Raw genomic sequence first — 18,261 nt, 5'->3', positions numbered from 1 at the left:
TAAAGGGTTGATCAGGGTCTGGATTCAGCAGGTGATCGGGTCATGGAGCATCATCCTATAGTACTAACAGAGAAGCAGCCGGCCAAGGCACCATTTTTCGTCTTCCTGGTCGTGCTGTTTCTTTCCGCCATCATTGCCTTTAAAATGGTGGCTCCCTATCTGATCACGCTGATTACGGGTGGAATCCTGGCTCTCGTCGCGAGCCCTTTCTATCATGGTCTTTGTCGGAAGGGTTTGGGACGCAAGACAGCGGCAGCGATCATAACATTATTCACCATACTTCTCATCGTTGTTCCGCTGCTGGGCTTTGTGATCCTGGCGTCCCGGCAGGCCATGGCTATCGTAACATGGGTATCACAGTCAGGTGAATTTTCCGTGCAGGATATCCTGGCCCGCGTGGAGGAATGGTGGCCCATCCAAACCTTTCTGGGGAATTCCGCAGATCTTGAGGAACAGCTCAACGCCCTGGTTCATACCACGGTGTCCTCCATCACGTCCTTTGCTGTGGTCCTCTCGAAAGGCATTCCGGGTGGTCTTTTGCAGATGGTGCTGGCCTGTCTCGCCCTGTTTTTTTTCCTTATTGATGGGCGTCGTCTTGTGAACTGGACCGTGGAAAAAATTCCCTTTGATGCTGACTTTCGCCGCCGCATCGCTCATTCCTTTCACGATACGGCCCTCTCCGTGCTTCTGGCCAACACAGCGGCCGCCGGCTTCCAGGCAGCGTTGATGACGTTCGCCTATGCCATTCTTGGGATTCCGGCTGCATTCGTGGCCGGTGGCGCGACCTTTGTGTTTTCCTGGATTCCGCTCGTCGGAAGTTTTCCCGTCTGGGTCGCCGGCACCGTTTACCTTTATGCCCAGTCGTCTCTTTGGAAGACCATCGTCATGCTGGTGCTCGGCATCATCACATCAACGGTTGATAACGTGGTCCGGGCCGTGATTCTCAAGGGGCGCAGCCAGATGCATCCGCTGGTCAGCCTTGTTGCAATCTTTGGCGGCATTCGCATGTTTGGACTGCTTGGAATATTTCTGGGCCCTATCGTGGCCGCGGTGGTGATTGCACTGCTGCAGATCTGGCCCATTATAGGGCGCAGGTTTGGTTTGGAATTCGGCGCCGATCACGTCCTTCATCGACCGCGAGGCGGGTAAATCAACACCTTGTCCACCCGATTGCCGTCCATATCCATGACTTCAAAATACCAGCCTTTCCACATAACCTTTTCACCGACCTGGGGGATGTGCCCCAGTTCGCCCATGATGAAGCCACCCAGGGTTTGAAAGTCGTCTTCAAAAAAGCCGCGCTCCGGGACGGGAACGAACTCCGAGAGTCGTTCCAGCGACAGGATGCCATCGGTCAGCCATGAACCGTCCTCCCTCTCGAAAGCGCCATGGGATTCCTTGTCATGTTCCGACGGCAGATCACCCACAATGGATTCCAAAAGGTCGATGACGGTGACGACACCGCTCAGCCCACCGTATTCATCGATGACAACGGCAAAGTGTTTGCCCGTGCTCTTGAATTTGCCAAGGAGTTTCAAAGCCGCCATGCTCTCGGGGATGAAAACAGGTTCCTGCATGATGGATTTCAGGTCGACTGGCAGATTGCGGCTTGTCAGGCTGAAGAGATGTTTGATCGAGACCACGCCGACAATCTCATCGATATTGCCCTTGTAGACCGGAAAATAGGAATGAATGGATTGGCTGATCTTTTCCATCAGACCAGCAATCGGCTCGTCGATATTGAGGCAGACCAGGTGCAACCTTTGCGTCATGACCTCGGAGACGGAACGATCACTGAGCTTCAGGGTGCGCTTGAAGATGGTCTCCTCCTCCTTCTCGAAAACACCAGCCTGGCGTCCCTGCTCGATGAGGATTTTCACCTCATCATCAGTGACCGGGGGATCCTTGGGCTGTTGATAACGAAACAGTTTGAGGATGCCTTCCGTCATGGCGCTGAGAAAGTGCACGGCCGGGCGCGATATGAAAGCGAGCCAGGTGATCGGCCTTGCCATCAGGATGGCCAAACCTTCGGCATAACCCAGGGCCAGACGTTTGGGAACGAGTTCACCCAGAATCAAGGACAGAAGAGTGACAAGGAGCACCACACTGCCGAGGCCGATGGATGAGGCATAGGGGGCGAGCAGAGGAAATTGGGACAGAAAGTTCCCCAGTTTTTCGGCCATATTCGCGCCACCGAAGGCTCCGGCAAAGACGCCGATCAGGGTGATACCGATTTGGATGGCGGCGAGAAAGCGTGAGGGTTCTTCCAGGAGTTTGAGCGCGGCTTTGGCACCGGAGCTGCCCTCTTTTGCGGCCTGCTGCAGGCGTATCTTTCTGGCGGAAACCATCGCCATTTCTGACATGGAGAGGACGCCATTGAATAAGGCCAACGCAATAATAAAGCCGAGTTCCAAAGCCAAAGTACCTGGGTCCATGTCGAAAAAACCTCTCCAACCGTAAATTTCCGGGTTCGCGCCTTCCAGCGTGGAGAGGGTATCATGGGTTGAATTGGGGGCGGTTAAAAAATCAGCCAGATACCGAGATAAGGTTCCACCCAGCGATCCCGCCACGGGCTGCCTTCCAATGCAGCAGACTCCGTCTCGGTTCCTGACGTGACACTGGAGCTGCGGTAGTCGACATCGATCAGCAAGACGCGTGGACCGAAACGGAACCAACCCGATCCAAAATGCAGACCGAAATCCACGATGGAACCCGAGCCATCATAGTAGCTGGTTCTGGCGTCGAGGGCAGGGAATTCATAATCCAGTCGCGGCTTATACAGAAAAGTATAAAAGGCCGACACAAAACCCGCGCCCACAAATCCCAGGCTTAAGCCCTGACCGGAGAGCCTGATCCGGCTGTCGCGCGCGTGGCTGGTGTTCTGCAGCCATGAGCCACCCAGCGAGAGTCCAAAATAAGGCGAACGCCAGGCGGCGGTGATGATGGTGTTCTGCTCGGAAGATTTGCTGTTGCCTTCCGGTGTTTCCTCCCAGTGATAGCCATACCAGGAGGCGGGCATCAGCATGAAATAGGACTGCCGTTCCGCGGCAAAGCCGGTGCTGGTCATCAGAAGCAGGGAAACGAGTAGCGCACGCATGCTTGCACCTCAAAATAACAAGGGCCTGCCGAAGTATCGGCAGGCCCCGGGTATTTCATGAACAATCCATCAACCTTATTGAAATTCCTTCAAACCGTGACCCAGAACCTGACCACCCAGACAGGTGAAGATGGAAGGCTTGGTCAGCTTTTCCGCAATCACCGGCTTCAGGATGAAATCGTTCTGCACGTTGTAGTTGCTGTAAGCGGTATTGGTAATCATGACTTTGGCATTTTTGGTCAGATAGAAGATACCCAAAGTCTTCCATTCGCTGTTCGCTTCGGACTCATCAATCGCGCAGTCCTTGTCATGACCATGGTTCACTTTGACTTTTACTTTTTTGGAAGAAGTCGTCCACTTGGCCATGATCGCGTAAGGGCCTGGCACAAACTGATTGTGCTTGCCGATGCTCACGATGGAAAGGTTGGCCTTGGGCATGACCGCAATAATTGAGGCCGTGGTGTATTCGTTCACTTCCAGGATCGGACGTGAGGGATCCAGGATCAGCTTGCTGTTGCCACCGGGTGCCGGAGCCGGAGCGGGTTCATTGACGACCACAGGCTCAGGAGCCGGTTGCGTCGGGGCCGGTTCGCTGACCACAGGGGGCAGAGGCTCAGGCGCAGGAATTTCTTCCACCGGGATGGAGGTTGTGGGATCCGATGGAGCCGGGTTCGTGGTTTCTTCATCGATTGGTGGTGTCGGCTCTGGAGTCTGCGGGTCGATCGGAGCCGATGGTGCAGGTTGATCAGCTGTTGGCCATGGATCCGACTCGGTTGGAGTCGCCGGAGAGGACGCATCCGAGGGCAAACCAGTCGAGCTGTCGCCTGAAGTCGAACCCGTCGCCGTTCCTGTTCCCTCGGCTGAAGTCGACGCAGGAGCCGACACGGTGGTGTTCGCTCCCTTCGTTGGGACCACTTCGCCGTCCGGATAAATCTTGATGAAGGCGGCATCACCGGACTGACCTTCACGGTTGTCGCGGTTCATGTTTCCGTCGGTGAATGTTTCAGAAGAGTTTTCCTCTTCCTCCAGCTCCTCCGGCGTTTTTTGATTGTTACAGGCCAATGGCGCCAGAGTGGTGAGCGAGAGGACGAGAGCAAGTTTAAGATGGATCGTGTTCAATGACATTGGCAAGTCTCCTCGAGCGTCAGGGTATGGGTTTCCTCCAGTGGCTCTTCGTGCGGACGATCTTGCTCATGCAATACATTTCGGAAGATGGGCTGCCGGTTTTTCAAAGTTTTTTCGAAGCTGATATTTCCCTGGCAGAACAGGGACCTGGAAGGCCCGCGGAGCCTTGTATTATCCACGTATGAATGCGTTTTTCGGGTTCACGAAACTTACTGAGCCGTATGGTTCCACTGCCTGGCATCCTTCTCGCAGGAGTCTTGATTGACTTTGAGGAAGGAGATCAGCTGTGCCCGTTCAACAAGTGATTCAAAACGATGCGACGGGACGTCCTCTGGCTGCCGTGGCCAAGATCTGGACACATGATATTGACGAGAATGCTCTGGAACAGCTGCGTGCGCTCGGCACCCTGCCTTTTGTTTTCAAGCATGTGGCGGTGATGCCGGATGTTCATGCCGGCAAGGGATCGACCATCGGTTCCGTCCTCGCGACCAAAGGCGCCATCACTCCGGCCACGGTGGGTGTTGACCTGGGCTGTGGCATGTCAGCTTATAAAATTCCCGGACTCAGGCCGGAGGACCTGGACGGTAAACTTCTGCGTCTGCGCAAGGCGATAGAGAAAGCGGTTCCCGTCGGACAGGCTGTGCATAAGCACAACGAAGGCCTGAAAATCCTGCGGCCTGCGGAAAGCCAGGCCTGTCTGAAAGGCAAGGAAGAGGTGCTCGACCGCGCCTGGAGCATCGTGGGAAACGATCGTCATCTCGGTTCGCTCGAAAAAGTTGCGCCGCAGATGGGAACATTGGGAGGCGGCAACCATTTTATTGAAGTCTGTGTCTCGAAAAAAAATGAAGTCTGGCTGCTTTTGCATTCCGGTTCGCGAGGCGTGGGGAATATGATTGCCCAGCATCACATCAACATCGCGCGGGGCTTGATGAAAAAGGCCTTTATCGAACTGCCGAATGCGGACCTCGCGTATTTTCTGGAAGGCACGCCGGAGTTTGAACACTATATCAGCGACATGCTCTGGGCGCAGGAATTTGCGTACCTGAACCGGCGCGCGATGGGGCGTCTCGTCCTGAATGAGATCATCGCGCTGTTTGACTTGCGCGATGCCCGAGGCTCGCAGCTGAAGGCGGATGCGCTCACCTTTGTCGACTGCCATCACAACTATGTGGCGCGCGAGACGCATTTCGGCGAAGACGTCTGGGTCACCCGCAAGGGTGCGGTGCGTGCCTTCGCCAACGACCTGGGTATCATTCCCGGTTCGATGGGGGCGCGGTCCTTTATCGTGAAGGGACGCGGTGAGGAGGAATCCTTCTGCTCCTGTTCGCACGGAGCCGGTCGGCGTCTGTCGCGCACCCGGGCGCGTGAGCTGTATTCCGAAGAGGATCTCATACGGCAGACAGCCGGCATTGAATGCCGCAAGGATGATGGGGTTCTCGATGAAATCCCGGCGGCCTATAAGAATATTGATGAGGTCATGGAAAACCAGAGTGATCTGGTCGAGGTCGTCGAGGAACTGCGGCAGCTCATCTGTGTGAAAGGCTGAGGACCCATCCCTCAGGACGCCTGGAGCTTATCCTGGGGCTTCTCGTCCTGCTCCAGGATGTTGACCATGCGATAGAAGAGTCGGGTGGCGGACGGATCATCGCGAACCTTGAGGTCATGCGCCTGCAGATCGAGTTCCTGAAAGTCGCGTCGCGTGTCAGCCGGCAGACTGCGATAGACGTGACTTTGCAGGATGATCATGGACCCGGTAATGGCCATGGACTGGGCCAGGATCTTCCGCACCTCTTCATAACGCGTGGCCAGGATCACGGCGCGTCCGTACATGTGATATTCAACGGGACGATAGGTCGTATAAAAACTTTCCAGTTCCCCCGCCGCAATCCCAATCGAACAGTGGATGGGGCTGGTATAATCCAGCGTCCGCATGCTCTGTTCAAAAATTTCAATAAAGCGATAGGACAGCTCCAGGGCCACCTCGGCATTGGAACGACCGTCCGGTGCCTGGAACGGGTAGCCGATCGAGCAGAGGAAGCCGTCGCCCATTTCATTGATGCGGAAGGCATTGCACTCCATGCGGTCGGCATCGTACTGGCTCATCATCAGCTCGCTGCAGCGACCGAAGGCCTCCCGGAACAGGGTCTGGGCCCGCTCATGCTCGACCTTGGAACTGGCCATGATGTCGAAGAAGATTGCACAGCCTTTGCCGGAACCACAGGGCATGGTTTTTTCCAGTTCGACGCCCTGCTCCATCATGCGGAGCTGGTGGGGATAGAAGACCTTGTTGAGCTGTTTGAAACTATGCGTGGTCTTTTTCTGTTCGCGCTTCAGCTGCAGATAATTCCGCCGGGTGATTTCATTATGGATCGCGGTACTGAAGGCATAGAGACTGAAGAGAAAGATAAAAAGCTCCTCATCCGTGCCCCAGGGAACTTTGAGGAAGTAGATCAGGGCCAGGACCACCATCACGTTCGCACTGGAAAAGAGCAGCGTCACGACAAAGCCGGCGGAGACTTTGAGGAAGAGCAGGCCAAACGAGAAGAGAAAAAGGATCAGATAGCCGTTGTACTCTTCATGAATCTGGACCGCTGCATATTCCGACCAGACCCCATGCATGGCGGTCAGGATCAGGGTCATCCGGCCGGCCGGGATGCGCAGGACTTTATAAAGCTGGGAAAAGGTGGCGATCAGGCCGATCACGGTGAGGAAGGCCGGGACAATCAAAAAGTTCACGAGACTGATGCCGCTCGGATGCCCGAAGATGCGCTCCAGGACAAAGATCGCCATGTTGCCGAGTCCCCAGCCGGGAAGCGGCATCAAAGACATCATCACCCCGATGCGGGCGGAATGCGATAGTTTTTGATAGCGTTCCTTGATCATCAGGCCACAAAGCTCACACTTAAAAGCCCTTCATGACAGCGCTGAATATATTTCAGCGCGATCGGGTCATGGGGCAGATACGAAAGATGTTCCTCAAAACCATCCAGGGCATCGTTCCAGCGTTCCTCCTGATAGGCTTTCACCGAGCGTTCGAAAAGACCCTGATGGGCCAGTTTCAGGGCGCGGACCTGCTCGGGATTATGATCAAAGACCTCATAGAGGGCTATGCGCTCCACCTTGCCCTTGACTACGGTCTGACCAATGTAACGAATATGCAGACGCTCGGGACGCTTGATCGCCATAAAGGTCGAACCTGTGATGATCAAAGGCGCTCCGAACTCGACGGTGGCTTTTTCCAAACGCGCCGCGAGGTTCACGGCATCCCCGATCACCGTTCCTTCCAAACGTGAGGATTCCCCGATGATGCCGAGCATCGACCAGCCGGTGTTGATGCCAATGCCGATTTCAATCGGCTGCTCGGTCCAGAGATGGGCAGCATTGAATTCGCCCACGCGGGCCAGCAGAGCAAGGCCGGCATGGATCGCATCATCCGCGCCGCGTTCAAAAACGCCCATGATGGCGTCACCAATATATTTATCGATGACTCCATGATGGCTGCGGATCACCGGAGCCACAAACTGATAGTAGGAAATGAGGAAGGCAAAGCCCTTCTGCGAGCCCAGTTTTTCACTGAGTGTTGTATAGGAGCGGATATCACAGAACAGGGTGGTGAGGTCCTTTTCCACACTCTGACCGAGTTCCACTTCGAGGATATCGCGTTTGCCGAGCAGCTCGATAAAATCATGTGGCACGAAGCGTTCAAATGAAGCGTTCAAACGCAGCTGATCCTGATGGGCCCTCGTCTCGATCCGCAGAGCTTCCTCCTTGGCCTGCATCCGCTCCCGGCGCTCCTGATTCATGCGATCCGCGATCCCGATGGAGAGCGCGACCATTTCCAGACAGGAGCCGATCTGGGCTCCATAAAGCGTGAGGAAATTGCTGGGAAGCCAGCCGAGGTTTCGCAGGGAAAGAAGCACATGGCCAAGACAAAAGACGGTCCAGGCGAGGCTGAAAAAGGCCGCCGGACGGTAGTGTTGATTCATGCCGTGAAAGCCCGAGATCAGCCAGAAGAGGAAGCAGACCGCGCCCAGCATGCTCACGTATTTCAGAAGGTCCGCATAATCCCAGAGCAGGCTCATGCCCAAAAGGAGAAGGACAAGGATCTTGAGCGTCAGGCCGACCCGATACAGGGAGCGAACCCGGGTTTTGAGGTTCAGATAAACTTCCGCAAATTCCAGGCCCGCAAGCAGGCTGAGACAGGCCGTGACGGGGATTGCGTAGTTGGACCAGATGGGCGATTCCGACCAGAGGAATTCATAAGCGAGGCCGTTGAGGGACATTTGGAAAATGCTGTAGATGCTGATGTAGACAACGTAGACGAGGAACACTCTTTCGCGCAGGGAATAAAGCATGAAGAGGTTATAGATGATCATCATCAGAGCCATGCCGTAATACAGGCCATAGACGTATTGTTCCTGATTAACCTGCGTGATGAAGGCCGCCGGCTGCCAGAGCCTGGGCGTCAAGGTCAGGGTTCCGAGGGTTTCAATACGCAGCAGGAAGAAGCGGGAGCTTTCCGCCGGAATGCGCAGGGGAAATGAGGGATTTTTGACTTTGATCGAACGATCGGTGAGCTTGACGCGATCCCCGGCCACCATTGTTTCCAGGACCTGCCGATCCGCATCGAGCACATAAAAGTTCACCTGATCGAGCAGAGCATAGTTGAGTTCGAAGATCAGATCCTGCGCCTCAGAGCGGGGATTGTCGAGACGGCCGACAAACCAGTAGGCGTGATGCGTGATTCCGAGATTATTCGTGCCGGGCGCAAGCTCGCGAAGACGGCCCACCTGCATGGCGTTGATAACCTCGTCGATGGTCATGCGCCGCGAGGTGTCTTCGAGATAAAGGAGTCCCTGCTGCAGGGGCATCATTTCCGTGCCGGGTGGCAGCATGATCGGTTCCGGCCCGGCCATAGCGCTTTGAGCCCGCTGACCCGTGGTCAAAACGAGGATGAGGAAGAACCAAAGTTGGAGCCAGTGATTCATAATCTTCCTGAACGCAGTCAGTCTCCCTGGGTTGTCGGACTCCCTGGAAAAATATTAAGGAAAATTATTGATGGGTTATGGGTCCGGAGGGGGTGGGGCGGCAGGAAAAAGGGACTCGGAAAAGCCTTGAAAAAAATCCAAATAAAATAAAGAGGATGGGGCTTCGGAGGTCGCAGGGGAGGCGAACCTCCCCGCTTGTCTTCGCCGAGCCCCGGCTCGGCGCCTGGGCAAACGCCCGATGCGAATTACATCGTGGCATCCGCCGAGCCCTGGCTCGGGTTATCCTGTCTGCGTTCCGCGCGTCTGAGCTGACTGATATAACGTCCTTCGTTGGGCGCGCCCCGCAGGGCGATCTTGTAATGATGAATCGCTTCCGCACGACGATCCTTTTTGAGGAACCAGTTGCCCAGGCGATAGTTGGCTTCCGGATGTTCCGGATTGATCTTCAACGCTAGGTAGTATTCACCATTGGCCTCAGCATTTTTTCCCTGCCAGCGGGCGATATCACCGAGCACCTGATGCGGATCCGCCTGTTTCGGTTTCAGAGCCAGGCTGCGCCTCAAGGTGGCCTCAGCATCCTTCAGTCGTTTCAAATGGAAATAGGAGTTGCCAAGATTCGTGAGAACCTCAGGCCAGTCGGGACGAATTTCCAGAGCCTTGCTGAAATAAAGGATCGCCTTGTCATGTTCCTTGGCCTGCGCCAGCACATTGCCAAGATTGCGATTCAGCACAGGATCCTTGGGATTGGCCTTGAAGGCTTTTTCATAGTGCGGCCGGGCATCCTGATAAGCGCCCTGCTCATAATAAATATCACCAAGGGTGCGATGTGCGGTGTGATCAGCCGGATTCAGTTTCACCGCAGCTTCCAGATGTGACTGCGCCTCCTGTCCTTTGCCGGTGCGTGAGAGGGCAAGACCCATCAGGGCATGCGAATGCGCGCGCTCCGCGGTGCGGCTCTTGTCGGCCAGAGCCAGAGCTTTTGTCAGATAAGGTATCGCTTCATCGTACTGTTCACGCCGCACATGCAGCATGCCCAGGTAGCGGAGATTGGTGCTGTTTTCCGGAGCCGTGTCGACCGCTTTTTGAAAATGGAGCAGAGCCTTATCCAGATTTCCCTGATCATAGTAGGCCAGACCCAAACGATTGTGCGCTTCGGTGAAGTTGGGATTCAAGGCCAGCGTTTTTTCAAAGAGGGCGGCGGCACGCTGCGCTGAACCATGACGCTGCTCGATCTCGCCGAGGTAGAAGTGAATATCAGGATCGATCTGATTGACCGTCAGCACCTGCTCATAGTGTAATTTGGCCTTCTCCCACTGTCCCTCGCGACGATACGTATCCCCCAGCGTGGCATGAACCACCGGACTGTTGGGATTGATGACGATCGCATGTTCCCACAGCGCTTTATCATTTTGCCAATGCTGAACGTTGCGCCAGGTCAAGTAGCCGAAGCTCGCAATGGCCAACGCAAAAACCGCAGGCAGCCAGGCGCGACGCCCGAGAGCGACAGCGCCAGCCATGGCAAGGGCCGGCCCCAGCATCGCGAGGTAGGAAAAGGAATCCGCTACAGTGGAAGTGGCCTGCTTGGAGAAGAGCACGAGGCCGAGATAAGGCAGCAGCGCGGCGACGAAGATGCCAAAGCCAGCGAGGAAAATGCGCTGCAATTGGCCGCGACTATAACCAATGAAAAGGAGAATGATCAGCGGCAGAAGCCAGGTCAGGTAACCCCACCAGTGATTCATGACAAAAGCCGGCGAGCGTCCATAATCGGGACCCAGCATCACAGGAGCCAGTAGTTTCATGATGTAAAACATGAGCGCATCACCAGCGACAAAGGGGCGATACCAGAAAGGCGTCTGCTCGGCGAGCGTTTGCGTAGGATCCGCACGGATTGCCCACACAACCGGCGCAATCGCCAGAACAGCCCACAAAAACAAGGGCCAGAGAGGCACCCGTGAAGCGGAGAGAGAGCTGCGTTTGGGCAACACATTGACGAGCAGCATGGCAATGAGTGGCGTGATCGCGGTGGCTGGTGTGGTCAAAAGCGCGAGCACAAAACTGATGGTGGCCACCTGCAGCGGGCGTCGCCCATGGTTCCGGGAATCGCTCGTGCGCAACTCACCATAAACGAGATATTGCCACAGCGCGACCAAAGCAAAAAAGGCGCCGAGTACATACGGTGTGGCGGCAATATAGGCCACAGGCTCGACCTGCAAGGGATGCAGGGCAAACAGCAGGGCCCCGACAAAAGCCGCGCCACTGCTTTGCAACGCTACGGTCAGAATCAACATGACAAGGATGCTATTCAGGACATGCAAACTAAAGCTCAGCCAATGCAGGAGTGCCGGTGCTTTCTCCTGACCTGGCTCGACCGCCTGCACGAGGCCCCAGAGGGTGCCCGTGATCGGCTGCCACGCTTCGCCAGGCTTGAGGCGCCAGCTGTCGCGTATGGATTCCGCTGGTGACCTCGTGACGGGTTGGTCGGTGCTATCGACGAGGCCCAAAGCGCGCTGATCATCCCACACAAACGAGGCCTGGCGCAGACTCGAGAAAGAGACGGCACTTGCCACGATGAGCAGCCATGCGTAGAGAATTTTTTCCATCTGCAGTCTCCTTCACGAGACATAACCGACCGTCGCCGCAGCTGAGTCGGTTCAATTGAACGGGGAACCGGAATTTACACATCAGTCTTTGTAAGTATTCCAGCGCAAAAAATCATTCCTTTTTTGAGGAAAGATGCCGTTCACATTCTCTGTAGCGGATGAGAGACAGAGTTTTTACATGGGGGTTTTTAGGCTGGGACCCGCATTCTCATGCGGGTTTGCGGAACAGATTTCGGTCACCCGCGAGCGGAATGGCCGTGCCACCATTAGCCACACGCTTGATATTTTCAAACTGCTGATAAATCAAATCCAGCTGCTGGGAGATGCGATCAAAGTTCTGCGAGTCGACCAAAAAAACTTCCTCGAGAACTTTTTGCAACTGTTCGATATCGAGTTTTGCAGCCGGAAATTTCTTATGCAGATTGTTCAGCACCGGCATGATCTGCATGAGTTTCGTGACCACATTCGCTCCGGTTTCATTGACCTCCGACATGGTTTCGGTGAGCTGCCGGGACACCTGCGAATCCTTGAGGACATCGGTGATAAGATTGTGAAACTCAGAGAGCTGCTCGTTCAGCTTGCTGTTCACCTGACGAAGACGCGAGGAGAGCAGAAGAGCCGCGCCCTTATAAAAGGAATAAGCGCAGCCCGGCATGTTCACGAGAATTTTTTTGAAATCACCGGCCGCGCAGAACATCAGGCGGACTTCCGCGGAATGCACCGTTACGGTGGCGGAAGCGGTTTCGACCTCCTCGACCAAAGACATCTCACCAAAGCATTGTCCACTTCGTAAAAGAGCCAAGGGGCTGTCGACATTGGGTATGCTGACGGCGACTTCACCGGAGGCAATGATGAAGATGCCTGGGACTGGTTTTCCATAGGAAAGGATGACTTCTCCCCGCTTCGCCTGTTTCCAGGTAAACCAGTTGGGAAGTTCCTGACGGGCATCGGTTTCAAAATAGCGAAAAAGAGGGATTTCCCTGAATTCGATCGGCTGTGTCATGGACGCCTCCTGGTCCCTTCGTGATCTATTGCATGCCGACCCATTATACCATGACCGTCGTTTCCTGATGAGAGTCCAGTCCCTGGCCTCCTCACCCTGGCCGCGGAAGCCGCATGGAGGAGTCGCCGTCCCAGCCTCCGGGGGGGGTGTCGCCAGTGAGGTGGAACACCCATCCGGCTGGCCTCGCTTTTGCTAATCATCTTTCTCGTTGGCTCAACCTTGGAGGTGATTATGTTAGCAATGACCTACCGCGGGCCGTATCGAGTGCGCGCGGATCAGAAGGCGGAACCGAAAGTGGAACACCCGAATGACGCCATCGTGCGCGTCACCCGTTCCGCCATCTGTGGTTCGGATTTGCATCTTTATCACGGTCTTATTCCCGATACCCGTGTGGGGACGACCTTCGGTCATGAGTTCACAGGCGTGGTCGAGGACGTGGGCAGTTCCGTCCAGAACCTGCGGGTCGGTGATCATGTTCTCGTACCCTTTAATATTGCTTGTGGTTCCTGCTATTTTTGCTCGAAGGAACTCTATGGCAACTGCCATAACTCGAATCCCGAAGCCACGGCGGTCGGTGGCATCTTCGGTTACTCGCATACAGCCGGCGGCTATGATGGAGGCCAGGCGGAATATGTGCGGGTTCCCTTCGCTGATATCGGTCCCATGGTGATTCCTGACGATGTGGATGAAGAGGATGCTCTGATGTGCACGGACGCCCTGCCGACCGGCTATCAGGCCGCTGAAATGGGCGATATCAAGGAAGGCGATACCGTGGTGGTCTTTGGGGCTGGACCGGTCGGGATTTTTGCCGCCCGTTGCGCCTGGCTCTTCGGCGCCGGTCGCGTCATTGTTATCGATCATGTCGATTATCGTCTGGAATTCGTGCGGAAATATGCGCCTTGCGAAATCATCAACTTCAAGGAGATTGATGACATTGTCGTGCATCTGAAAAAGATCACCGACTGGCTCGGGCCTGATGTTTGCATCGATGCGGTCGGCGCCGAAGCCAGCGGCAGCGCCCTGCAAAGACTGACTGGTGTGAAGCTGAAACTGCAAGCCGGAGCGGTGACGGCGCTCTATTGGGCGATCAATTCGGTGCGGAAAGGCGGCAACATCTCGATTGTCGGTGTGTATGGACCCACCTTCAACGCCGTGCCCATTGGCAACGCCATCAACAAGGGTTTAACGCTGCGGATGAACCAGGCCAGCGTCAAACGTCATCTGCCGCGACTTATGGAGCATATACAGGCGGGACGCATCGATCCGAAGGCGATCATCACGCACCGTGTGCCGCTTGAGGAGGTGTCCGACGCCTATCACATGTTCTCGAGCAAGCTCGACCATTGTATCAAAACCGTCCTGGTTCCGCCCCGCGGCGCCTTTTGAAAGGATAGACTCATGATGCAGTTTGAAAATACTGAAATTCCCGGCTGGGGAGTTGACCTTGATCCCGCCCGTCGTCCCGGTGTCCCGATGGAAAAGGAGCCGGTTGGCGGCACCGGAGCGCACTGGGATATTCCCGAGCTGCAACAAAGTTCCGTGAAAATATTCCGATCGGTGGAACATCCCCGCATGCCACCAGTCTTTGGCACCACGCTGCCGCCCAAGGGTTTGAGCGGTCGGATCAAGGAGTTTGCCTATACCTATGGGGAAGGACGCCTGGAACGCTGGCTGCCGATTCTACTGGCCGATCGCATCAACGTGGTGGAAGGCCTCATTGATGATTTGAAGTCAGGCCACATTCCCAACATCTTTGCTGAAATGGGCTGGAAAGCGGAATGGAAATACAATCGTCAGGGCTTTATCAAAAAGGCTTTGGTGGTTTCCGGTATCGTGGCTGGCGGCTACCTCTTCATGAGGAGCAGGAGATCCAGGCTGTCGGTCTGAGACTACAGGGGAAACATACTGCACGGGGGCGACGGGCACCCGGCCCGGCTCGCCCCTTCGCCTTTCCTGGAAAAAGCCTATAAAATCCCGAATCTTACCGCGCGTAAATGTTGAAATCCTGCCGAATAGAGGCGGTGATTCCATGGACTTCCCCTGGGCAATAATTATTCTTAGTGCCGCCTTTTTCTGAGCCGATAAGTTCCTACGAGAAAGCTTAAGGAAGGATGCCACCATGCAAGTCAGCCAACTCGTGGTCGGGCCCTTTATCGGTCTCGCGCTAGGCCTGATGATGTCGGCCTGCTCGCGCGAGCCGCGTTATCTTTCGCCCAAACTCGGTGAAGTGGTCACGATTCAACCGATCGCCATCGACATGCAGCTGAGGCGAACGCCTCCGAAAAACCGCGCCTTGAAATTGAATATCATGTGGGGCGGGCGCATGCTCAGCAGTGAAAAGGGCGACACCACTCTCAATTTTCATGATGCTTCCGGAAAACTCCGCTTCAGCAGGAGCTGGGCCCAGCTCGAACAGGCCTGGCGTGACACCGACTGCCGTAACGAGGATATCGCCACACTCGATGGTTCGCTGAAAGGCGCGGCCTTGATCTGTGACGGCAGTTTTGATTTGAAGGACATTACCCTGATTGAAGGCGTGAATGCCAAGGGCGAGAAGCGCCGTGCCACCAGCTGGGCCGCTTACATGGTCAACGAGCATGTGGCGGCGACCTCGATTGGTTTATACTAGAGACGGGGCAGCAGGCTTGAGGGAAGAGGGAGTAACGGGCAATGTTAAAAACCTGGACACGATGGATGATCGTCGGTCTGATATTCAGCGCGAGCGCCTGTAACAAAAGCGGCTTGCGCGGCGGTGCCGCTATCGGGACCACGGAACCGGAAACAGCGGGCGTGACGGAATCGACTCCGGCCACCTCGCCGTCAACGATCAATCATGATCTTCTGGCTGAAAATATCGCCGATATGGTCATTGATCCCAAGTTCAAGGGCGGCTTTGAAACCAAGGCGCTCACCCCCAATGAGGAGAATCATATTTGGGTGGCCACGGCAGCTGGTGATGTACAGCATCTGCTTTTGGAAAAAGGCCAGGTAAAGACGCGCAAGAGCTGGTCCCAGGCCACACCCGCAGGAGGCACCCGTACCTATGTTCTGGAAGGCGGTGCGGTCATGCTCGCCAAGAACGGTGGTCACCTTTATTTCCTGCATGATGGAGTGCCGGAAGGCGCCATTGATAAGACGCCAGCCAAGGGCAATTACTTTCAACTCGCCGGCGTCGGAGCTGAAGAACGCAGCTGTGTGGTGAGCTATCGCAAGAACGGCAAGCGCTATCTGGGCATCGGCTACGGCATAGGGAATTTCGTGGAAATCGAGCAGGATGACAAGCCGCCCTATGCTCCCAAATTTGCAACCGTCACGCCGCCGGTCAACATTTCGACGACGGTGCAATGGGGTTATAGCTGTTTTATCGATCAGGCCCGTCTTCACTATTACGGGCAGTTCGTGAGCGGGGCCACGATCGGCATCGATCTGAAAACGATGACCGCTCTTGATATCAACAAGGCCCCGAACAAGGCCTTTGTTTCGACCAATCTTCCCACCCTGACTGTGGGGCCCAATTCCAACGGCAACGGCAGTTATGCGATGTCCGGCGATCGCCTGGGCAACGTGTTCAATGCCACCAATTTTTATACGCTCGCTTTTGAACCACGACAGGCGATGGTCTGGGGATCGTCGGGAACCAACATCAGCATCTATCCGCATGATTGTTTGTATAAAACTCCGGAATGCAAAGGCTTCGCGACCTATAACCTGATGGAAAGCATCGGAGCCCAGGTGGGCCCACTCAGCGCGCTGGGTGACGGCAGCATGGTGGGCATGGTGCGCGGTGTTGGTGATGTCTACCTCATCAAACTGAAAGTGCCCGGCAATGCCACCGGCGGGATCGAGGCCGTGAAGATTGCGGAAAAAGTGGGGAACGGTGGGGATCCATACATGTACACCGACTTTACCGGCGCCACCCTGTATTTAACCAATACCTTGAATGAATTTGATTTCACCAAGGCTGGCCTTTGGGATGCGAAGGCTCCGATTCGGCAGCTCGGTTTCACCTGGACCCAGGTGGAGGGAGCCACGGAAGAGTTCAAGGACATCAAGGTTGAAGTTCGTTGTTACAGTGATGTTGCGAATAAAGGGGAGTTTCAGGAGGTGGCGATCACCGCTCGGCCCAAAGCCATTCAGTTTCTGAATGTCGGCAGCTGCGTGGATAAGGTGGCCGACAGGGCCGAGTTGCGCCTCACTCAGCTTGGAACGACCAGCACCAGTTTGATGGGTGTGAAGGTTGTTCAGCTGACCGCGTTTCAGTAAAAAAGAGGGGGAGTAGGAGTGATGAAAGCAAGCAGAATTTTGCTTCTGGGTTTGGGCGCACTGCTGGTCGCGCATTGTTCCAAAGTGAAGACCGACGACCAGCGTGGGCAGGCTGGGCAGGCGATCACCGATGGAGTGGGCAGCGGGGATGCGATCGTGGATGACCCCACAATCAGTGACGGCAAGGCCGTAATTACTGATGGCGGCGACCTTGCGCCTTTAAAGGTCAGCGCGGAAGTGGACGTCAGTGGAATGCCCGAGGGCTTTTTGGATGACATCGCTCATATCAGCAAGGTCAGTCCAACCAAAACCCTGATCTATAGCAAGACCGGCTACAGCTGGCTGCTGGATGAAGAGAAGCAGGGGCTTTTGACCAAACTGCAAAGCGACGTGACCATTCCCAGCGGCACTCGCATGTTTAAGCAGGAGGGCGAGCATTTCTGGTTGTACAGCGCCACGAGCATTGCGTTTCCGTCCAGCGTACCGTCCGAGGTTTTAGGGCAGGTGACCCTTTTGAATATCACGCCGGAACTTCTCGCGGATCCGAATCATAAGCTGCTGTTTATCGGTCCGAACAGTTTGATCCTGAGCAATGACAGCAAGGCCAATATCCTGACCCGCGATGGGGACAAGGTGCGTGCCTTGAATCTCGATCTGCCCAAACAGGGCGGTCAGCCGGTGGCTGTGACAGCGGCCGGGCAGGGTGATGGTCCGGAACTGTTCTGGTTTTTGACGGCGGAGCAGCTGCTTTTGCTGAAACGAAATCCCGGCAATCAATGGGTCTGGCGCGTGGCCAAATTCAAGGTGGATCCTGGCATTGCCGGCACGCCCGGGCAGGTGGCCATGATGCTGGCGTCCTCCGGGGAAAAGGATGTTACGTTCATGGGCCGGACTTTCGTGCTGAATGCCGGCAAGCTTTATGAAAAGGATGCGCTGAAACTCAGCGTTCTGGATGCCAAGGCTGCAGCGATTGAGCAGGCGTTCCTTGCTGGAGTTCAGCCCCTTATAAGAAACAATTGCATCGCCTGCCATCCGGGTCTGGATGTCCAGCAGACGGCAATGGATAAGGCCGCCGCTCTGAAGACTCATGTGACGAACAAGACCATGCCGCCACCACCCGGCACACCCTTGTCGGATGCGGATACGAAGACGATTTTGGACTGGTATGCGAGCATTCCACTTTGA

General features: G+C 55.5%; 14 protein-coding genes. 7 read left to right on the top strand and 7 right to left on the bottom strand.

From position 1 onward, the window contains the following. Positions 1-42: 42 nt before the first annotated feature. On the top strand, positions 43-1,149 hold the full coding sequence (locus OLTU_RS18955) for an AI-2E family transporter (RefSeq protein ID WP_141734333.1): 1,107 nt from the start codon (positions 43-45) through the stop codon (positions 1,147-1,149). On the opposite strand, the gene OLTU_RS18950 is transcribed toward OLTU_RS18955, so the two are convergent. The 3 genes from OLTU_RS18950 to OLTU_RS31985 form a co-directional block, all read right to left on the bottom strand. After that, positions 1,128-2,435, bottom strand: coding sequence for a hemolysin family protein (locus OLTU_RS18950; RefSeq protein WP_141734332.1), 1,308 nt, complete (start codon positions 2,433-2,435; stop codon positions 1,128-1,130). The genes OLTU_RS18955 and OLTU_RS18950 overlap by 22 nt on opposite strands. Positions 2,436-2,518: 83 nt before the next feature. Further along, positions 2,519-3,097: a hypothetical protein gene (locus OLTU_RS18945; RefSeq protein WP_141734331.1), complete on the bottom strand. Its 579-nt coding sequence runs from the start codon at positions 3,095-3,097 to the stop codon at positions 2,519-2,521. A 75-nt stretch (positions 3,098-3,172) separates the two neighbouring features. Next, entirely contained in the window at positions 3,173-4,222 is a 1,050-nt protein-coding gene (locus tag OLTU_RS31985) for a hypothetical protein (RefSeq protein ID WP_176736762.1), read from the bottom strand. 286 nt (positions 4,223-4,508) lie between these two features. Between OLTU_RS31985 and OLTU_RS18935 the strand changes: the two genes are divergently transcribed. Then, positions 4,509-5,768: an RtcB family protein gene (locus tag OLTU_RS18935; RefSeq protein WP_141734330.1), complete on the top strand. Its 1,260-nt coding sequence runs from the start codon at positions 4,509-4,511 to the stop codon at positions 5,766-5,768. A gap of 11 nt (positions 5,769-5,779) precedes the next feature. Here OLTU_RS18935 and OLTU_RS18930 read toward each other — a convergent pair whose 3' ends face one another. The 4 genes from OLTU_RS18930 to OLTU_RS18915 form a co-directional block, all read right to left on the bottom strand. Continuing rightward, on the bottom strand, positions 5,780-7,105 hold the full coding sequence (locus tag OLTU_RS18930; protein WP_141734329.1) for an adenylate/guanylate cyclase domain-containing protein: 1,326 nt from the start codon (positions 7,103-7,105) through the stop codon (positions 5,780-5,782). Continuing rightward, on the bottom strand, positions 7,105-9,210 hold the full coding sequence (locus OLTU_RS18925) for a 7TM diverse intracellular signaling domain-containing protein (protein ID WP_141734328.1): 2,106 nt from the start codon (positions 9,208-9,210) through the stop codon (positions 7,105-7,107). Before OLTU_RS18925 ends, OLTU_RS18930 begins: the two co-directional genes overlap by 1 nt. Positions 9,211-9,455: 245 nt before the next feature. Then, on the bottom strand, positions 9,456-11,810 hold the full coding sequence (locus OLTU_RS18920) for a tetratricopeptide repeat protein (RefSeq protein WP_141734327.1): 2,355 nt from the start codon (positions 11,808-11,810) through the stop codon (positions 9,456-9,458). Between the two features lie 208 nt (positions 11,811-12,018). Next, positions 12,019-12,813, bottom strand: a complete 795-nt coding sequence (locus OLTU_RS18915; RefSeq protein WP_141734326.1) for a Crp/Fnr family transcriptional regulator — start codon at positions 12,811-12,813, stop codon at positions 12,019-12,021. A 231-nt stretch (positions 12,814-13,044) separates the two neighbouring features. Between OLTU_RS18915 and OLTU_RS18910 the strand changes: the two genes are divergently transcribed. The 5 genes from OLTU_RS18910 (at position 13,045) to OLTU_RS18890 (ending at position 18,261) form a co-directional block, all read left to right on the top strand. Then, on the top strand, positions 13,045-14,199 hold the full coding sequence (locus OLTU_RS18910; protein ID WP_141734325.1) for a zinc-dependent alcohol dehydrogenase: 1,155 nt from the start codon (positions 13,045-13,047) through the stop codon (positions 14,197-14,199). Positions 14,200-14,211: 12 nt separating this feature from the next. After that, positions 14,212-14,700, top strand: a complete 489-nt coding sequence (locus tag OLTU_RS18905) for a hypothetical protein (RefSeq protein WP_141734324.1) — start codon at positions 14,212-14,214, stop codon at positions 14,698-14,700. A 232-nt stretch (positions 14,701-14,932) separates the two neighbouring features. After that, entirely contained in the window at positions 14,933-15,442 is a 510-nt protein-coding gene (locus tag OLTU_RS18900; RefSeq protein ID WP_141734323.1) for a hypothetical protein, read from the top strand. A gap of 41 nt (positions 15,443-15,483) precedes the next feature. Then, positions 15,484-17,076, top strand: coding sequence for a hypothetical protein (locus tag OLTU_RS18895; RefSeq protein WP_141734322.1), 1,593 nt, complete (start codon positions 15,484-15,486; stop codon positions 17,074-17,076). A 21-nt stretch (positions 17,077-17,097) separates the two neighbouring features. Beyond that, the gene (locus OLTU_RS18890; RefSeq protein ID WP_141734321.1) at positions 17,098-18,261 is read left to right on the top strand and encodes a hypothetical protein; all 1,164 of its coding nucleotides are present in this window, start codon (positions 17,098-17,100) and stop codon (positions 18,259-18,261) included.

This window comes from Oligoflexus tunisiensis (assembly GCF_001748245.1).
Lineage (GTDB): Bacteria > Bdellovibrionota_B > Oligoflexia > Oligoflexales > Oligoflexaceae > Oligoflexus > Oligoflexus tunisiensis.
This window is presented reverse-complemented; position numbering and strand designations above follow the sequence as displayed.

Bases quoted from the DNA above. Each gene is read 5' to 3' on its own strand.
- OLTU_RS18945 (WP_141734331.1), bottom strand. From the start codon at position 3,097: ATGCGTGCGCTACTCGTTTCCCTGCTTCTGATGACCAGCACCGGCTTT.
- OLTU_RS18905 (WP_141734324.1), top strand. From the start codon at position 14,212: ATGATGCAGTTTGAAAATACTGAAATTCCCGGCTGGGGAGTTGACCTT.
- OLTU_RS18950 (WP_141734332.1), bottom strand. From the start codon at position 2,435: ATGGACCCAGGTACTTTGGCTTTGGAACTCGGCTTTATTATTGCGTTG.
- OLTU_RS18955 (WP_141734333.1), top strand. From the start codon at position 43: ATGGAGCATCATCCTATAGTACTAACAGAGAAGCAGCCGGCCAAGGCA.
- OLTU_RS18895 (WP_141734322.1), top strand. From the start codon at position 15,484: ATGTTAAAAACCTGGACACGATGGATGATCGTCGGTCTGATATTCAGC.
- OLTU_RS18920 (WP_141734327.1), bottom strand. From the start codon at position 11,810: ATGGAAAAAATTCTCTACGCATGGCTGCTCATCGTGGCAAGTGCCGTC.
- OLTU_RS18890 (WP_141734321.1), top strand. From the start codon at position 17,098: ATGAAAGCAAGCAGAATTTTGCTTCTGGGTTTGGGCGCACTGCTGGTC.
- OLTU_RS18915 (WP_141734326.1), bottom strand. From the start codon at position 12,813: ATGACACAGCCGATCGAATTCAGGGAAATCCCTCTTTTTCGCTATTTT.
- OLTU_RS18900 (WP_141734323.1), top strand. From the start codon at position 14,933: ATGCAAGTCAGCCAACTCGTGGTCGGGCCCTTTATCGGTCTCGCGCTA.
- OLTU_RS18925 (WP_141734328.1), bottom strand. From the start codon at position 9,210: ATGAATCACTGGCTCCAACTTTGGTTCTTCCTCATCCTCGTTTTGACC.
- OLTU_RS31985 (WP_176736762.1), bottom strand. From the start codon at position 4,222: ATGTCATTGAACACGATCCATCTTAAACTTGCTCTCGTCCTCTCGCTC.
- OLTU_RS18910 (WP_141734325.1), top strand. From the start codon at position 13,045: ATGTTAGCAATGACCTACCGCGGGCCGTATCGAGTGCGCGCGGATCAG.
- OLTU_RS18930 (WP_141734329.1), bottom strand. From the start codon at position 7,105: ATGATCAAGGAACGCTATCAAAAACTATCGCATTCCGCCCGCATCGGG.